This is a genomic window from Paraburkholderia rhizosphaerae, from assembly GCF_004366595.1.
GTDB classification, from domain to species: domain Bacteria; phylum Pseudomonadota; class Gammaproteobacteria; order Burkholderiales; family Burkholderiaceae; genus Paraburkholderia; species Paraburkholderia rhizosphaerae.
Window position 1 is genome coordinate 153,190 of the sequence record NZ_SORE01000005.1, and the last position, 16,961, is coordinate 170,150.

At 62.9% G+C, this 16,961-nt stretch carries 17 protein-coding genes; 6 read left to right on the forward strand and 11 right to left on the reverse strand.

Annotated elements, in window-relative coordinates; all coding sequences use genetic code 11:
* Positions 1-7: 7 nt before the first annotated feature.
* The 4 genes from BX592_RS08350 to BX592_RS08365 are packed head-to-tail and all read left to right on the forward strand — an operon-like array spanning position 8 to position 3,999.
* A complete protein-coding gene (locus tag BX592_RS08350) occupies positions 8-1,039 on the forward strand; it encodes a LysR family transcriptional regulator (protein ID WP_134191194.1) in 1,032 nt (343 codons plus the stop codon).
* Entirely contained in the window at positions 1,039-2,049 is a 1,011-nt protein-coding gene (locus BX592_RS08355; protein ID WP_243849390.1) for a quinoprotein relay system zinc metallohydrolase 2, read from the forward strand. The genes BX592_RS08350 and BX592_RS08355 overlap by 1 nt, the downstream gene beginning before the upstream one ends.
* Before the next feature lie 37 nt (positions 2,050-2,086).
* Positions 2,087-2,953, forward strand: a complete 867-nt coding sequence (locus BX592_RS08360; protein ID WP_134191195.1) for a quinoprotein dehydrogenase-associated SoxYZ-like carrier — start codon at positions 2,087-2,089, stop codon at positions 2,951-2,953.
* A gap of 35 nt (positions 2,954-2,988) precedes the next feature.
* Entirely contained in the window at positions 2,989-3,999 is a 1,011-nt protein-coding gene (locus BX592_RS08365) for an MBL fold metallo-hydrolase (RefSeq protein WP_243849392.1), read from the forward strand.
* A 53-nt stretch (positions 4,000-4,052) separates the two neighbouring features.
* Here the strand turns inward: BX592_RS08365 and BX592_RS08370 are convergent, their stop codons facing one another.
* The 4 genes from BX592_RS08370 to BX592_RS08385 form a co-directional block, all read right to left on the reverse strand.
* Positions 4,053-5,411, reverse strand: coding sequence for an ATP-binding protein (locus BX592_RS08370; RefSeq protein WP_134191196.1), 1,359 nt, complete (start codon positions 5,409-5,411; stop codon positions 4,053-4,055).
* Positions 5,408-6,073 (reverse strand): response regulator, encoded by a 666-nt coding sequence (locus tag BX592_RS08375; RefSeq protein WP_134191197.1) that lies wholly within the window; start codon positions 6,071-6,073, stop codon positions 5,408-5,410. Before BX592_RS08375 ends, BX592_RS08370 begins: the two co-directional genes overlap by 4 nt.
* Positions 6,074-6,186: 113 nt before the next feature.
* Positions 6,187-6,462, reverse strand: a complete 276-nt coding sequence (locus BX592_RS08380; RefSeq protein WP_134191198.1) for a hypothetical protein — start codon at positions 6,460-6,462, stop codon at positions 6,187-6,189.
* A 123-nt stretch (positions 6,463-6,585) separates the two neighbouring features.
* On the reverse strand, positions 6,586-7,383 hold the full coding sequence (locus tag BX592_RS08385) for a COG4705 family protein (RefSeq protein WP_243849394.1): 798 nt from the start codon (positions 7,381-7,383) through the stop codon (positions 6,586-6,588).
* Positions 7,384-7,569: 186 nt separating this feature from the next.
* On the opposite strand from BX592_RS08385, the gene BX592_RS08390 reads away from it, so the two are divergent.
* Entirely contained in the window at positions 7,570-8,277 is a 708-nt protein-coding gene (locus BX592_RS08390) for a dienelactone hydrolase family protein (protein WP_134191199.1), read from the forward strand.
* A gap of 108 nt (positions 8,278-8,385) precedes the next feature.
* Here the strand turns inward: BX592_RS08390 and BX592_RS08395 are convergent, their stop codons facing one another.
* The 7 genes from BX592_RS08395 to BX592_RS08425 all read right to left on the reverse strand — a co-directional run bounded on the left by BX592_RS08395 (position 8,386) and on the right by BX592_RS08425 (position 15,947).
* Complete coding sequence (locus tag BX592_RS08395; RefSeq protein WP_208327871.1) at positions 8,386-8,700, reverse strand: c-type cytochrome; 315 nt, start codon at positions 8,698-8,700, stop codon at positions 8,386-8,388.
* Positions 8,697-9,974, reverse strand: a complete 1,278-nt coding sequence (locus BX592_RS08400) for a PQQ-dependent sugar dehydrogenase (protein WP_134191200.1) — start codon at positions 9,972-9,974, stop codon at positions 8,697-8,699. Before BX592_RS08400 ends, BX592_RS08395 begins: the two co-directional genes overlap by 4 nt.
* A gap of 291 nt (positions 9,975-10,265) precedes the next feature.
* Positions 10,266-11,417 carry an ABC transporter substrate-binding protein gene (locus tag BX592_RS08405; RefSeq protein ID WP_134191201.1) on the reverse strand — a complete coding sequence of 384 codons (1,152 nt, stop codon included), beginning with the start codon at positions 11,415-11,417 and terminating at the stop codon, positions 10,266-10,268.
* A gap of 83 nt (positions 11,418-11,500) precedes the next feature.
* Positions 11,501-12,433 (reverse strand): 3-hydroxyacyl-CoA dehydrogenase, encoded by a 933-nt coding sequence (locus BX592_RS08410; RefSeq protein WP_134191202.1) that lies wholly within the window; start codon positions 12,431-12,433, stop codon positions 11,501-11,503.
* A 112-nt stretch (positions 12,434-12,545) separates the two neighbouring features.
* Positions 12,546-13,280, reverse strand: coding sequence for an ABC transporter ATP-binding protein (locus BX592_RS08415; RefSeq protein WP_208327878.1), 735 nt, complete (start codon positions 13,278-13,280; stop codon positions 12,546-12,548).
* Positions 13,273-15,066, reverse strand: coding sequence for a branched-chain amino acid ABC transporter ATP-binding protein/permease (locus BX592_RS08420; RefSeq protein ID WP_134191204.1), 1,794 nt, complete (start codon positions 15,064-15,066; stop codon positions 13,273-13,275). The genes BX592_RS08415 and BX592_RS08420 overlap by 8 nt, the downstream gene beginning before the upstream one ends.
* Positions 15,066-15,947 (reverse strand): branched-chain amino acid ABC transporter permease, encoded by an 882-nt coding sequence (locus tag BX592_RS08425; protein WP_134191205.1) that lies wholly within the window; start codon positions 15,945-15,947, stop codon positions 15,066-15,068. The genes BX592_RS08420 and BX592_RS08425 overlap by 1 nt, the downstream gene beginning before the upstream one ends.
* A 182-nt stretch (positions 15,948-16,129) precedes the next feature.
* Here BX592_RS08425 and BX592_RS08430 point away from each other — a divergent pair, with 182 nt between their 5' ends.
* Positions 16,130-16,933 carry a FadR/GntR family transcriptional regulator gene (locus BX592_RS08430; RefSeq protein WP_134191206.1) on the forward strand — a complete coding sequence of 268 codons (804 nt, stop codon included), beginning with the start codon at positions 16,130-16,132 and terminating at the stop codon, positions 16,931-16,933.
* The last annotated feature ends 28 nt before the right edge of the window (positions 16,934-16,961 follow it).

The window sequence follows — 16,961 nt, forward strand, 5'->3', positions numbered from 1 at the left end:
GGCCAGCGTGAATCTGATCCGGGCGCTGACGCTACGGCAACTGCAAATCTTCGTGATCGCGAGCCGTCTGCCGAGTTTTGCGCGCGCGGCCGAAGAGCTTCATTTGTCGCAGCCTGCGGTGTCGATGCAGATTCGCCAGCTGGAGGAGGCGCTCGGCTTGCCGCTGTTCGAGCGCCTGTCGCGCCGGCTGACGCTGACCGAAGCGGGCGAGCGCCTGTCGCACCACGCGAGCCGCATCATCGGCGAAATCAAGGATATCGAAGACACGATGACGTCGCTTACGCAAGCGGACAGCGGCAAGATTGCGGTCAGCATTGTCAGTTCGGCGACCCATTTCGCGCCGAAGCTGCTCGCGCTGTATTCGCAGCAGTTTCCGAAGGTGGATGTGCAGTTTTCGGTCGGCAATCGCGAGACGCTGCTGCGCCTGCTGCAAGACAACGCGACCGATCTCGCGATCATGGGACGGCCGCCGCCGGAACTCGGCACCACGGCCGAACCGCTGGCGCGGCATCCGCATGTAATCGTCGCGCCATTGAATCATCCGCTGCGCGACGCGCGGCGCTTCGATCTGCAGGAGCTCGCCGGCGATACGTTCCTGTTGCGCGAGCCCGGTTCCGGCACGCGCGCGGTGGTCGAGCATATGTTCCGGCAGCACCTGTTCACGCCAGCGCGCTGCGTGACGCTCGGCAGCAACGAGACGATCAAGCAGGCGGTGATGGCCGGTATGGGCGTGAGCCTGCTGTCACTGCATACGCTGTCGCTCGAACTGCGCGCGGGCGCGCTGGCAATGCTCGATGTGAACGGCACGCCGCTCGAGCGGACCTGGCAGATCGTGCATCTGACATCGAAGCAGCTGTCGCCGACCTGTGTCGCGTTTAGGCGTTTCATGCTCGAACATGCGGAGCCGTATCTCGAGCGCGAATATGCGGACTTTTTGCCGCCGCTGTCGCCGGCCGCGGCGCGGCGCCGTCCGGCCACCTCTGCTGCCGGTGCGGCAAAACCTGGCGGGGAAGCGACGAATCGAACGGCGGCCCAGTAATGCCCAAAATGCGCACGAACGCAGGCGATGTGCGGGTCGCGTCGCGTGGGCGTGGCCGCCGCATACGGAGGGTGGTTTCGCTCGCGTGTTACGTGTGTCTTGCGCTGCTTCTGCACGGCCGCGCGGCGGCACAGGATGCGGCGGCCCCGCTTGCGCCGTTGCCTGTCGTGCAGCTCGAGCCCGGCCTGTACGTGCATCGCGGTCAGGACAACGTCGCCACGCGTGAAAACGGCGGCGATATCGCGAACATCGGTTTTATCGTCGGTTCACGTTGCGTCGCGGTATTCGACACCGGCGGCACCGCAGCCGAAGGGCGCGCGTTGCGCGCGGCGATTCGCGCGGTGACGCCGCTGCCGGTCTGTTATGTGATCAATACGCACATGCATCCGGATCATATTTTCGGCAACGTCGCGTTTATCGACGATCATCCGCAATTCGTCGGCAGCGCGACGCTGGCGGAAGCGGAGGCGTCGCACGAAGACAGCTATTTGCGTGTGCTGAAGCGCGAACTCGGCGCGCAGGCCGACGGCAGCACGATCGTGCCGCCGACCCTGACAGTTTCCGGCAGCAGGACGCTGGATCTCGGTCACCGCGTGCTGCGCGTGCAGACCTGGAAAACCGCTCATACGAACAACGATCTGACCGTCTACGATAAAGCTAGTGGCACGTTGATCGCAGGTGACCTGCTGTTCGTGCAATGCATTCCGGTAATCGACGGCAGCGCGCTCGGCTGGCTCGACGATATCGCCGCGATTCGTGTAATGAATCCGCGGCGCATCGTGCCGGGTCATGGCCCGTTCGATGGTCCGTGGCAACCCGCGCTCGACGCGCAGCAGGCGTACCTCGCACACCTCGTGCGCGACGTGCGCGCGGCGATCAGACGAGGGCGCACGATGCAGCAGGCGGTCGATACGATCGGCCGGGACGAGCGCGGCAAGTGGCGGCTGTTCGATATCTATCATCGCCGCAATGTGACAGCCGCGTATGCGGAGCTCGAATGGGAGCAGTGACCGTTCGTCTTTGCGTCGCAGGATGGAGGGATGTGCAATGAACAGGCTGACGAAAACCGCGTGGACCGGCTTTCTCTGCGCCGCCGCGACGCTCGCGATCGGCAACGCGTATGCCGAGGAACATCCGGAAGACAACCCCGACACGCCCGCTCGCTGGGTCGACTTCAGGGACGGCACGTTCAAGGGCCGTGCGATCGATACGCATGCGGATGCGGTGATCAAGCTCGACGCGCCGGCGCGCGCGGCGGACGGCGCGGTCGTGCCGATCGCGATTGCCGCGCAGTTTCCGCAGACGCCCGCGCGTTACATCAAAAAGGTCTACCTGTTCATCGACGAGAATCCGGAGCCGTATGCGGGCTCGTTCGAATTCACGCCTGATTCGGGTTTTGCGACCGTCGAAACGCGCGTGCGAGTCGAAGACTATACGTTTATGCGGGTGATTGCCGAAACCAACGACGGCAAGCTGTATAGCTCGGTGCGTTTCGTAAAGGCGTCAGGTGGCTGTTCGGCGCCGGCGGGCAAGGACGATGCCGCGGCCGAAGCGAACGCGGGCCTTGTACGGCTCACGCTGCAAGGCCCGACAGTAGCCGGCAAGCCGCAACTCGCGCAGCTGATGGTCAGGCATCCGAATCGCACCGGCATGGCGATGAATCAGGTGACGCGCAACTATGCGACCGCGTATTTCGTGCGCAAGGTGACCGTCAGCTATGGAGGCAAGCCGGTGATGATCGCCGATGTCAATTTCTCGATCAGCGAGAACCCGAACTTCCGCTTCTGGTTCGTGCCGCGTGGCGATGGTGAACTGAAGGCGCAAGTCGAAGACTCGAAGAGCAAGCAATTTAATGCCGCGATTGCGGTTAACCCGCAAGCGGGCGCGCAGCAGAACGCGTCGTCGAAGCTGTGAGGCGGGCCGCACGGGCCGCGTGGGCCGTGTGCGCCATGCGGGATGCGCTGCACTGGCGCAAACGCTGGGCCGGCGCTGTATCGGCGGTATCGGTTGCGCTGTTTGCCGGTATGACGATGATTGCCGCATCGGTGGCTGCCGAGCGCAATGCGCACCCCGCTGACACGCGCTTCCACGCGCCTGTGCCGATTGAAATTGCACCGGGTGTCTACGTAATGTTCGGCAGCGGCGACGCGGTCGCACCAGCCAATCATGGCGTTGTCGCGAACAACGGCTTTATCGTCGGTACACGCGGTGTCACAGTGATCGACACCGGTTCGTCGTACCGCTACGGCCGCGCGATGCTCGACGCAATCCGCAAGGTCACCTCGTTGCCGGTCGAACTGGTCGTGATTACCCACCAGGGACCGGAGTTCGTGTTCGGCGCATCTGCGTTTCGCGACCAGGGCGTGCCGATTCTCGCGCAGCGTCGCACCGCGGAACTGATTCGCGAGCGGTGTGCGATTTGCCTTAAGAATCTGACCCGTACGCTCGGCGAGGATGAAATGGCCGGCTCGCGCGTGACCGTGCCGGATCGCACGATCGATGCGACGACGCAGATCGAAAGCGGCGGGCGATCGCTTCACCTGCTGGTGTTCGGGCCCGCAAGCACGCCAGGCGACCTGGCGGTGCTGGACCCGTCGACAGGTGTGCTGTTCGCCGGCGGGCTTGTCAGCGTCGGGCGCATTCCCGAGTTCCGCAACGAAAATATTTCGGGCTGGCTCGATGCGCTCGACAAGCTGAAGGCGCTCGACGCGAAAGCGATCGTGCCTGCATTCGGGCGGCTGGCGAGGCCGGCCGATCTCGACCGGCTTGCACAGTATCTACGCGGGCTCGACGCAGCGGTGCGCGATGCATTCAGCGCAGGTATCGGGCTCACGCAGGCGATGCATGATGTGCGGTTGCCGGCGTTTCGCCATGACAAGCTCTATCGCGTCGCTCAGCCGCAGAACGTCGAACACCTCTATTTGCAGCTCGAAAAGGAAAAGGACAAAGTCGGGCCTTGATGCGCGGGCAGCAGCGCATTGCATGCGCCGGGCTCGCGTTCGCAGTCGGCGGACTAGCTTGCCGCAGTCCGTTGTTCATCGGCTGGCTTAAAGCCGTCGATACGTGCCGACAGTCCGCATCCATCCGTACGGTTGCGCAGGCTCAACGCAACGCCAAGCCGCTTCGCGATTCGTGCGGCGATCGCCAGTCCGAGGCCACTGCCTTGGACCTGCGTGCCCGCGCCACGATAGAAGCGGTCGAACACCCGCTCGAGTTCGTCGTCCGGAATACCGGGACCGGTATCGCGCACTTCGATATGGATGCGGCCGCCTGCGCGTTCGAGCAGCACGTCGACGGTGCCACCTTCCGGCGTGTAGCGGATCGCATTGTCGATCAGTGTGGACAGCAGCAGAAAGAGCGCATGCTGGTCGGTCTGCGCAACGTATAGGTCTGCGTCACCGCGCGCCGCGGCGGTTTCGAGCCCAAGGTCGATATGCTTCGCCTCGGCGAGCAGCGAGAACTCGCCGACCGTCTGCTCACCGACGCGGCGTACGCTGACCGGCGCGATTGGTGTCGAAGAGGCCGCATCTTCGCGCGCGAGTGTCAGTAGTTGCTGCACCAGATGAATGAGCCGCTTCAGGCGCCCCTGAATGCGTTCGAGCGTCGCGTCCGAACCGGTCAATGTGCCGTCGCTAGCGGCGGCCTGGAGTTGCAACTGAAGCGCGGCCAATGGCGAACGCAACTCGTGCGCGGCATCCGATACGAACATGCGTTGCGCCTGCGAAGCGACCTGCAGGCGCTTGAGCAGATCGTTCAACGCGACGACGAGCGGCTGCACTTCGACGGGTGTGCGCACATCGATCGGCAGCGGTTCAAGCGCATCGAGCGAGCGGCTGCCAAGCGAACGCGATAGCCCGCCAATCGGCCCGAGCCCGCGCGTGACGACGAACAGCACGATCATGATCGCGACAGGCACCATCACCGCGATTGGCCACAGCGTATGCAGAGCGAGGGTGAGCGCGAGATCGTTGCGCACCGAAAGAGGCTGCGCAACCTGCACGAAACGGGTCGGTTGTTGCACGCCGAATACACGCCAGTAGACTTCATCTTCTTCGATGGTGCGCATGCCCGGCGGATGCCGGTCGAGCGTCTGTGCGTGCTGCGAGTGATAGACGAGCTTGCCGGACGTGTCCCAGATATCGATAGCGATGCGATCGTCGGCGATGTCGCCCATCATCGCGTCCGACTGTTGCGGGGTCATCGTCGCTTGCAGGTTCGACGGCAAGGACAGCGCGACGGTGCGCAATTCGTAGTCGAATAGCTCGCCGGCTTCCTCGCGCGCGGTATGAAAGATGCCGTACGACGCCGCCGCCGATGCCGCGCCAAAACCGAAAATCAGCCATCCGAGCAGACGGCTCCGGATGGACCTCATTCTTCGATTCTCTTCAATCGATATCCGACACCGCGTACAGTGACGATCTGATCCGGACCGAGCTTGCGTCGCAGGCTATGCACATGCACTTCGATCGTATTGCTGCCGACTTCCTCGCCCCAGCCGTAAAGCTTCTCTTCGAGCTCCGCACGCGTGAATACGCGCGTCGGCACTTCGATCAGCGCGTGCAGCAACGCGAACTCGCGCGGGATCAGCGCAATCGGTTCGCCATCCTTGAAGACCTCGTGCGCGGCCGGGTCGAGCTTGAGCTCGCCATGTGCGAAGACCAGCTGCGTGCGGCCCGCGCGACGCCGCAATAGCGCGCGAGTGCGCGCGGCGAGTTCGTCGAGATCGAACGGTTTGACGAGATAGTCGTCGGCGCCGGCGTCAAGCCCGCGCACGCGATCTTCAACCGCATCGCGCGCGGTCAGGATAATCACCGGCGCGTCGCCGCCCGCATCGCGCCAGTTCTTCAACAGCTCGATGCCGTCGGCCTTCGGCAGGCTCAGATCGAGCAGCACCAGATCGTAGACATCGTTGCCAAGCGACAGCGCCGCGGCCCGACCGTCGCGGGCCCAGTCGATCGCGTGACCGGCGCGCCGCATCGATTCGAGCACGGTCTCGCCGATCATCTCGTCGTCTTCGATCAACAGCAGGCGCATCGGTGGCTCCGTAAGAAACTGGGGTCGATGTTACCGCGCCAGCACGGCCGCGCGGCGACCAGGCCGCAGCTTGCAACGCGGTAACGATGACCCAAGGCCGGCTGCGTCATCGGTCAATGATGGCCAAAGGTCGGTTCAGTGAGCCCATGCGACATCGAGCGGCCGGACTGATAGGTGCCGTTTGCGGGCATCCCGTAGTCGATGTTGTCTTTGGCCGGCGCGTTCTGATAGTTCATCGCCGGTTGCTGCTGTTGCCAGGTTTGCTGACCGGCAGGAGCGGACGATCCGCTAGTGACTCCTCCGCCCATGCCGTTCGCGTTCTGCGCGAACGAAACCGCGGGGATGAGCAATAAAGATGCCGAAGCAATAACGGCTAACAAGGCTTTCATTGAATGCTCCTTAAAGTGAATGAGAGCGGCATGCAATGCACACTCGTCTTTAAGATTAGTTCGTCAACCTGATAAAGCGCTTAAGAAATTGTGTGACGGATTAATACCGCGTGTGAATCGAACTTATTGTGCGGACTCTGTGGTAAGACGGCGGATGCCACGCCAATGCTGCACCGCGACTATGGCGACCAGCGCGCCGAGAATCGCCAGCGACGCGCTGATGCGATCGAGCGCGAAGCCGCCGTCCTCATGCGGTTTGGTCAACGTATCGCCGAGGGTCGCGCCAAGCGGCCGCGTCAGCACATAGGCGGCCCAGAACAGGATGCTGACAGGAATCCGTTTGCCGATGCGCCACGCAATTGCGACTAGCGCGAGCAGACCTGCAAATACGAGCGCGCCTCGCTCGAAACCGAGCCCGAGACTGCTCGCGGTGAAATCGCCGAGCGCGGTGCCGAGCGTGTTGGATACGAGAATCGTGAGCCAGTAGAACACTTCATCGCGCGAATGCACGATGGTCTGATATTCGATGCGGCCCGCCACCGCGCGCCACGCCGCGAGAATCAGCAGCACCGCCAGCAACAACATTGCCGACGATATGACGTAGCCGAGGCCTGCGGTGCGGTCGAGAAAGTCGGACATCGTCGTGCCAACCGTGGTGGTTGCAACCACCACGGCCCAATAGATGGCCGGTTGATAGCGGTCGCTACGCACTTGCAATGTCAGCGTAATGACAAAGAACGCGAGAAAAACGAGGGTCGCGACCGCGTAGCCGAGCTCAAGCGTCATCGATAATGCATCGCCGCCGGTTTCACCGACTGTTGTCGCGAGAATTTTCACGATCCAGAATATTGCAGTCGCTTGCGGTACCTTACTGATCAGATCGTCGTCCCGATCGTTGCGTATGGATATCGATCGCGTCACGTTACACCCTCCTGTCAAATAGCTGCCGCCCGCGCACGCGTTCGGTGCGGCAGGCAAGCGGACAAAGGGCGATAGTGGGGGAATGCGCCTTAAGGCTCCCTTAGCTGCACTGCACCAGGCGCTGCAAGCTCACGCGCGCGGCGCTATGCTACGGCTTCTAAATCTCCTGTCACCAAGGACTCATTCATGAAACCGAATCTCGGATCGATGGTTGGCTTTCGCCGGCCCGACGGCAAAGAAGTCAGTGGGTATCTGGCGAAGCCGGAAAACCCGCAGGGCGCGCCCGCAGTGGTCGTGCTGCAGGAGTGGTGGGGGTTGAACGACCAGATTCGCGGCGTCGCGGATCGTCTCGCGCAAGCGGGCTACCTCGCGTTGGTGCCGGACCTGTATCGCGGCAAATCGACGGTCGAGGAAGAAGAAGCGCACCATCTGATGACCGGGCTCGACTTCGGCGATGCGGCATCGCAGGACATTCGAGGCGCGGTGCAGTTTTTGAAGCAGCAATCGCAGCGGGTCGCGGTGCTCGGCTACTGCATGGGCGGCGCGCTTGCGTGGCTTTCGCTTTGTCAGACTCCTGAACTGTCGGCCGGCGTGATCTGGTATGGATACCCGCCGATCGATTACATCGACGCATCGAAAATCAAGGTGCCGGTGCTCGCGCATTGGGCGAAGCAAGATGCGTTTTTTGCGGAAGCGGGCGTCGATGCGCTGGCCGCGAAGCTGAGCGAAGCGAAGGTCGATGCGCAATTCCATCGCTATCTCGCGCATCACGCATTCGCGAACGAGACGGCGGTTGGGCCGGGCCGCATCGCCGGTACGCAGTACGATCCGGTGTGGGCGCAACTATCGTGGGATCGCACGCTGACGTTCCTTGCCCGCAAGCTTTGGGCTTGATCGACTAGCGGCGCGAGCCGCGGATGCACGACCGGTTCGCCCAAATGACGAGGGCGCGTGGTGTCTGCACCACGCGCCCTCGTTTTTGCTGCCGGTCGGTTCGTGCTGCTATGGCTTCAGGCTGTGATAGAACGCTGCGAGATTCGCGATATCCGTATCCGACAGCGGCTTGACAACGGTCGACATCAACTCGTTTTTGCGTGCACCGCTTTTGAAGTCGTTGAGCGCCTTCACCAGATAGTCCTGATTCTGGCCCGCCAGATTCGGCGCGTCGGGCTGCTTCGAGATGCCGTCGAGTCCGTGGCACGCCTGGCATTGCACCGCTTTCGCACGCCCGGCGGCGATATCCGCCGCCTGCGCGGTGAGTGCACCGCTTGCCATGCCGATCGCGACAAACGCCGCCGCTATTGCCTCACGCGTCATTTAGCCCCCGTGTACGAGATCCGGTAGATCGCGCCCGCATAGTCATCCGAGACGAGCAGCGAACCGTCCTGCAACTGCTGCACGTCGACCGGGCGGCCCATGTATTCGCCGTTCGGCGTTAGCCATCCTTCGGCGAACACTTCGGCGGTGCCGGCCGTGCCGTCATCCTTGATCGGGATGAACATCAGGCGTGCGCCGATCGGCTTGGTCCGGTTCCATGAGCCGTGTTCCGCATCGAAGATGCCGCCTTGATACTTCGCGGGGAACATCTTGCCGGTATAGAACGACATGCCGAGGTCCGCCGCGTGCGCGGCGAAGTCGACTTGCGGGAACACGACGCCTGCCGGCGGCGTGGTGTCCTTGTACTCTTCGGTGCGCACCTTGCCGCCGCCGTACCACGGGAAGCCGAAGTTCTCGCCGGCCTTGGTCGCGTGGTTCAGTTCGCCGGGCGGGATATCGTCGCCCATCCCGTCCACCTGGTTGTCCGTGAACCACAAGGTCTTGTCTTTCGGGTTGAAGTCCATGCCGACCGAGTTGCGCACGCCGTGCGCGTAGACCTCGCGATTCTTGCCGTTCTGGTCCATCCGGATGATGCCCGCGAGGCCATTTTTGTCGAGCTCGGCAAGCTTGTCCTTAGGCGGCACGTTCCACGGCTGGCCAAGGGCGATATAGAGCTTTTTGTCCGGGCCGATGCGGCACGCGCGCGCGCCGTGATTGAAGCTCTCGAATTGCGTCGGGATCAGTTTGCCCTGCGGCACAACGACCGCCGCTGCGACGTCCGGGCCGCCTTCGCCGAAGAACTGCGCGGCCGGGAACGCCAGCACGCGGTTCTGTTCGACGACATACAGCACGCCGTCCGGCGAGAAGCACACGCCATTGGGCACCTTGAACGTGACAGAGCTGGCAAACGACACGACGTCGTCGGCGACCCGGCGCTTCGTGCGATCGGTCACCTGCCAGACGCGGTTCTTGCGCGTGCCGACGAATACAACGCCGGTAGAAGGTTCGATGGCCATATGGCGCGCTTCGGGCACTACCGCGTAAAGCTCGATCTTGAAGCCGGGCGGCAGTTTGATCTGTTTCAGGTTCTCGCGCAGCGCGTCGGCGCGTGCACCGGTTTGCGGAACGGTTTCAGGTGGCGTGGTGTTGCCAGTTTGCTGGAAGTTGGACAGCGTGTTGACGGTGTCCGCGGCTTGGGCGGCGGGGAGCGTGGCAACCTGAGTTGCGAAGAGTGTCGCGACAGCGAATGGCAGAAGCTTGAGCGTTGCGTTCATCGAAGTGTCTCCTTGGAATTGGCTTCGTTTTTGTTGCAACTGCAACTGCGTGATGGGATGGTTTAGTGGAACGATGGGCTGGCCTGCTTCTCCTTCATGTGCAAATCAGTAGAGTTATAGACGATAGCGCGCGGGGTTGCGCAAAACTTCAAGATGCTACAGCCGGGCGATGCGATGCGGACATAGGAATAACTCCCGAATAAAAAAGCCGCCGCGGCATTTGGCCGCGGCGGCTTATTTTCCTTCAAGGCTTTTCAAGGCGTCCTGCAACAGGCGCCGCAACGATCGACCTTACTGCGCGAAGTCGATATGCTTCACGAACTCGATCTTGCCGTTGTCGTTCTTGACAATGTTGTAGCCGTGCAGGCCATCGCCATTTGCATCGAACGTGTACGTGCCTTCGACGCCCTTATACCCCTTGATCGCACGCAGCGCCTTCGCGATATCGTCCGGTTTCGTGCTGTTCGCGTTCTTGATGGCGAGCGCAAGCAGATTGACCGAGTCATACGCCCACGCTGAGTAGAAGTCCGGTTCGATCTTGTACGCGGCACGATACTTCTGTGCATACGCCTTCGCCTCCGGGCTCGAGTCCGGTGCAAAGTCCGCGATCGAATACGAGCCGTACAGCGCGTCGCCTGCGAGCTGCATCGCGGTTGCAGTCGACACCGACGGGGACCCGATCCATGCCGACTTCACGCCGAGCTGGCGCAACTGCTTGCCGAAAATCGCGACGTCCGTCGAGTTTGCGATATAGGTCGCGACAATGTCCGCTCCCGAGTTCTTCACGGCCAGCACGATCGGCGTGAAGTCCTGCGAATTACTGGTGAAGCCTTGCACGATCACCGGCGTGATGCCCGCGGCTTTCAGCGCTTCGGTCAGCGCCTTCTCGCCGCCGTTGCCGAACGCGTCGGTCGAATGGACGATGGCCCACTTCTTCAGCTTCAGTGTGTTGACGCCATAATCGGCGATCACTTTCGCCGAATAACCGTCATTCGGACGCGCGCGGAAAATCCACGGGTTGTTCGCATGCGTGAGGCCGACATCGGTGCCGCCGACCATGATCGGCAGCCGCGCGCGCAACACGGTCGGCGAAATCGCCTGAATCTGCGTGCTGCGCACCGTCGCGATCAACGCGGACAGGTTGCCCGCGCTCGTCAGCTTCGAGATGGCCAGCACCGAACCCGGGTTCGTGCTCTGGTTGTCTTCGTTGCGCAGCACGAGCTGGTGGCCCAGCACGCCGCCCGCCTTGTTGATCTCGTCGAGCGCGAGCTTCGCGCCGTTGGCCTGGTAAATCCCGGCTTCGGAGCTTGGGCCCGTGCTCTCGGTCATCATGCCGAATGTGACCGGGTCGGCGGCGAGCGCGTGCGATGACGCGAGTGCGAGAGCGGCGGCAGCCGTGGTGGCCGAAATAGCAGCGGTCAGCCATGACGATGTTTTTTTCATCTACGTGTCTCCAGACGGTGCAGGCCGGGCGGCCCGGCGTAATGGTCAAGCGTTCAAAAACACAACAGCTTCAACGTCAGCGTTTATTTCTCAGGGGCGGCGCGCTTGTGCGCGACCAGATTCATCAGCCGCTGGTCGCGCCATGCGGAGCGCGCCGGGCGCTGGTCGGCCGGCAATTCGGCGAGGCGCTCCTGCTCGAGCTTGCCGATCAGCGCGTCGTTCCACTTGCGCGGCGTGGCTTGCGTCGCAATGTCGAAATACAGCGGGCCATAGCGGCCGCAGTAATCGCGCAGGCCACCCGGTGCGTTCAGATCGATGGTTTCCATCGGGCCCATAAACGACCAGCGCAGCCCGAGGCCATCCTTGACAGCCTTGTCGATATCGCCGCCGGTCACATAGCCGTCTTCGACGAGACGGAACGCTTCGGCAAGCAGCGCGCCTTGCAGGCGATTGACAATAAAGCCCTGAATTTCGCGGTTCACGACGATCGGCACCTGACCCGCGCGTTGATAGAGCGTGCGGGCTCGTTCGATCACAGCCGGCTCGGTCCACGGCGCCGGCACCAGCTCGACGAGCGGCACGACCGACGGCGGATTGATCGGGTGGCCGACGAAGCAGCGCTGACGGCATCCGAGTTCTTCGGTGAAGGCCGACGCCGGAATGCCGGACGTCGAGCTTGCGATTAGCGTGTTCGGGCCGATCAGCTTGTCGAGCTTCGCGTAGATTTCCTTTTTCGCGTCGACCGTTTCGCGGACGTTTTCCTGCACGAAGTCCGCACCGTGCAAAGCCTCTTCGAGCGAGCCCGTCGCACTGACGCGCGCAATCACGGTCTCCGGCGCTTCGCTGATCAGGCCGATCGCATGCTGCTTGACGAGACCGGCTTTGACTGTGTCGCGCGCGCTCGCGACCGCGTTCGCATCGATGTCGCACAGCGTAACCGTATGCCCGGCTCGCGCGAACACCGACGCCCACGCACAACCGATCAACCCGGCGCCGATGATTGCGATTTTCTCCATCGTTGATTCTCCTTTGTGTTCCGCAGCGGAACGATTAAGCGTTGACACGAAGCGACCCTGCTCGAAGCGAACGCGAATGGGAACGCGATCGCGAGCAGGGCGGCAGGCGGACTCAGCCGGCTGCCGCGTGGGCCTTGCCGCCGCCCAGATACGCGGCGCGCACTTCTTCGTTATTGAGCAATTCGGCAGGCGTGCCTTCGACAATCACGCGTCCGGTCGACAGCACATAGCCGCGGTCGGCCACCGACAGCGCCATGTTCGCGTTCTGTTCGACGAGCAGCACGGTGGTGCCGCGCTCGCGGATCGTACGGATCGTCGCGAACAGTTGCTGCACGATGATCGGCGCGAGCCCGAGCGACGGTTCGTCGAGCAGGATCAGCTTCGGTTTGGACATCAGTCCGCGCGCGACCGCGAGCATCTGCTGCTGGCCGCCGGACAGGCTCCAGCCGAGCGCGTTCGCGAGGCGTTTGAGATCCGGGAAGATCGCGTACATCTCTTCGACTTCGGATTCGAGCACACGCCGGCCGACATGCCCGCGCGGCGACGAGCCGATCATGATGTTTTCCTTGACCGTCAGCCCCGGAAAAATGCGCCGCCCTTCGGGCACGTGCGCAATGCCCATCCGCACGATCTTTTCCGGCGACGCGCGTTCGATCGATTCGCCGTTGAAGCGGATCTGGCCGCGCGTGGCCGGCACGAGACCCGAGACATTGCGCAACGTCGTGGTCTTGCCCGCGCCGTTCGCGCCGAGCAGCGTGACGATCTCGCCTTGATCGACGTGCAGCGACACGTCATTCAACGCCTGCACATGGCCGTAGTGGCTTTCGATGTGAGTGAGTTCAAGCAGCGGCATGGGCGTTCTCCCCGAGATAGGCGGCAACCACGTCCGGATGGCGCATCACGTAACCCGGCTCGCCTTCCGCGATCTTCTTGCCGAAGTTCAGTACCGTGATCGTGTCGGACACCTGTTCGATCAGGCTGATGTCGTGTTCGATCAGGAAAATCGTCATGCCGTGGCCTTTCAGGCGCTTCAGCAGTTCGCCAAGGTTTTTCTTTTCCGTCAGGTTCAGACCGGCCGCGGGTTCGTCGAGCAGCAGAAACCGTGGATGTCCGGCGAGTGCTCGCGCGATTTCGACGAGGCGCTGGTGGCCGTACGGCAGGTTCTTCACGGTCAGATGCATCTGCTCGGCCATGCCGACGAACTTGAGCGCCGACATCGCGCGTTCGTGCAGTGCGGCGCGGCTGGTGCCGACCGGATTGTTCGCGCGTTGCGCGCCGACCATCACGTTCTCGACCACCGACATCGATGCGAACAGGCGAATGTTCTGGAACGTGCGGCCGATGCCGAGGCCTGCGCGCTGATGCGGCGACATCGTGGTGATATCGACGTCGTCGAACACGATGCGCCCGCTGGTCGACTTGTAGATGCCGTTCAGCACATTAAGCGTGGTGGTTTTGCCGGAGCCGTTCGGGCCGATCAGCGTGTGCACCGTGCCGCGCGCGACGTCGATCGAGATGCCGTCCACCGCCTTCACGCCGCCGAAATGCTTCGCAATGTTTTCAAGCCGCAAAATGGGCGCCGGGTTCGCGATCGATACGTCGAGTTCAAGTGGCGCAATGCTTTCGACGTCGATTTGCGGCGCCTTTTTGAAGCGGTCGAAACGGCCGCGCACGATGCCCCAGATGCCTGCCGGCAGGAACACCATGATCAGAATCACCGCGAGCCCGTACACCGCGAGGTAGATGTCCTTCAGAAAGCGCAACCACTCGGGCAGCACGATCAACAGGCCGGTGCCGAACACGCCGCCGAAGGCGGAGTCGACGCCGCCGAGCAGCGTCATGGTCAGGAATTCGATCGAGCGCGCGAAGTTGAAGTTGTCCGGGCTGATGTACGCGAAGCCCGCCGCGTAGAACGCGCCGCCGATGCCTGCCAGTGCCGCGCTCATCGTGAACGCGGTGACTTTCACGCGCAGCGTGTCGACGCCGGTGACTTCCGCGGCGAGTTCGTTCTCGCGCACCGCGCGCATCGCGCGGCCGATGCGCGTTTGCGGCAGTCGCCACACGAAGGCGACGGCCGCATACAGGAACACGAGGCACAACACCAGATAGACGCGATCATCGGCGAACTGGAAGCCGAACAGCGACGGCCGCTGGATGCCTGCGACGCCGTCTGGCCCTTGCGTAACGCTCGCCCAGTTCACCATCACGAGATCGAAGATCTGCTGGAAGCTGATCGTGATCATCGCGAGATAGTGGCCGCCCAGACGCAGCGTCGTGAGACCGAGCACGAAGCCTGCGAGGGTCGCGAGGCCGAGACCCATCAGCAGCGTGAGCCAGAAGTTCAGGCCCAGTACGACGGTGCCGAGGCCGACCGCATAGGCGCCGAGTCCGAAGAATGTGGCCTGCGCGAGATTGATCTGCCCGGTGTAGCCGAGCACGACTGTCATGCCGAGCACGGCGATCGCGTAGGTCGCCGCCTGCATGAAGATGTTCAGCACGTACGGCGTCAACGGGAACACGAACGGCACCAGCGCGAGCGCAATCGCGACGACGATCGCCGCGACGGCGCCGAACGAAAGCCGTGTGGCGCGCGCGTCCGGCGCCGGTCCGGTGGAAGCGGGGACCTGGTTCATCAAGCCTTCTCCGAAATCTTTTCGCCGAAGATGCCTTGCGGACGCAGCATCAGGAACAGGAACAGCAGCAGGAACGCGAACGCGTCCTTGTAGGCGACCGAGATGTATTGCGCGCCGAAGCTCTCGACCACGCCGAGCAGCAGGCCGCCGATAATCGCGCCGGTGATGTCGCCGAAGCCGCCGATAATCGCGGCGGCAAATGCCTTCAACGCGATGATCGAACCCATGCCGATCGACACGAACAGAATGGGCGACACCAGTGCACCGGCGAGCCCGCCGAGCACCGCGCTATAGAAGAACGTGAACGCGATCATCGCGGCGACCGGAATGCCGACGAGGCGCGCCATGTCCTTGTCCTGCGAGGTGGCCTGCAGCTTTTTGCCGAGCATCGTGCGTTCGAACAGCACGTACTGGAACGTCACAGCGATCGCGGTGAAGCCGAGAATGGCGAGGTATTGCGTGTCCATGAACACGCCGCCTACGTCGATGCCCGGCGTGTCGAACAAGCGCTTCATCGCGCGCGGCTGCGGGCCGAAAATGTACTGCGCCGCGTTCTGCATGAAGATCGATGCGCCCAGCGTGCTGATGATGACCGGCAGGTACGAGCGGTGCCGCAGCGGGTAGTACACGCCGAGCGCGAAGATCACGCCGAAGATGCCGAGCACGACCAGCGCGAGCACAAAGGCGAGCCAGTACGGCAGGCCGCTGCTCAGAAACGCGACCATCGCGAAGCCGCCCACCATCGCAAAGTCGCCTTGCGCGAAATTGACGACGTTGGTGGCCCGCACGATCAGCACGAAGCCGAGCGCGACCAATGCATAGATCGAACCCAGCGCGAGTCCGGCGAACAGCACCTGGACGTTGTTGACCACGAAGCTCATCGCTTCTCTCCTCTCCTCTGTCTCCCCGATGGCGGAATGGTCTGAAAACGACCGGTCAGACTTAAATGACTACATGTATAAAATCTGTATGGGAATGGTATTAACCTGTTCAGAGGCTGTCAACAGAAATTGGAATTGCGTACAATATCCGAATGGTCAAACTTTTCGAAAGGATCGATGCGATGAGCCCGGCGACTTCCCATCTGGTGGGCGAGACCGAGGTCAGCGGCGGCACGTTCGACGCCGGTACGCTGGGCGAGCGCGTCGCTGAAAAGCTGTTGGCGAAAATCCGCAGTGACGGTCTCGCGCCGGGCACGCGGTTGCCGTCTGAGCACGCGATGGCGCAGCACTTCGGTGTAAGTCGCACGGTGATGCGTGAAGCGATCGCGTTGCTGAAGGCGGATGGACTATTGACCACGCGCAAGGGCAGCGGCGCGTTCGTCGCGCAGACCGGGTTCCCGCGCGCGGCGAAAGGCGATCCGCTGACTGAGCAGTCGGTGCAGTCGCTGTTGAATCTGACCGAAGTCCGGCGCGGTCTCGAGGCGGAAATCGCGGCGCTCGCGGCAGTGCGGCGCACGCCCGGGCAGCTCGCGGAAATCGAGCACGCGCTAAGGCGCGTCGAAGATGCGATGCGCGCGGGCGGCGATGGGGTCGAGGAAGATGTGCAGTTTCACCTGCGGATTGCCGAGGCGACCGGCAATCCGTATTGGGTGCGCTTTGTCGAGATGTTCGCGCAGCAAATCCGGCTTGCGGTGAAGGTCACGCGCGCGAACGAGGCGCGCCGCGAAGACTTCGCGAATCAGGTGCGCGAAGAGCACGAGAAAATTGTCGCGGCGATCGTCGCGGGTGATCCGGACGCCGCGCGCGCGGCGGCCGGTGACCACATGCTGTGTGTCGCCGAGCGCGTGCGTCTTGCGGATCATGACTTCTGGACGGGCAGCGGCGGCGAACTCGCGCGCGATCTGGTCAGCAATTTCGCCAGATAACGCGCGCCTGTTACCCGGGGTTCGCGAC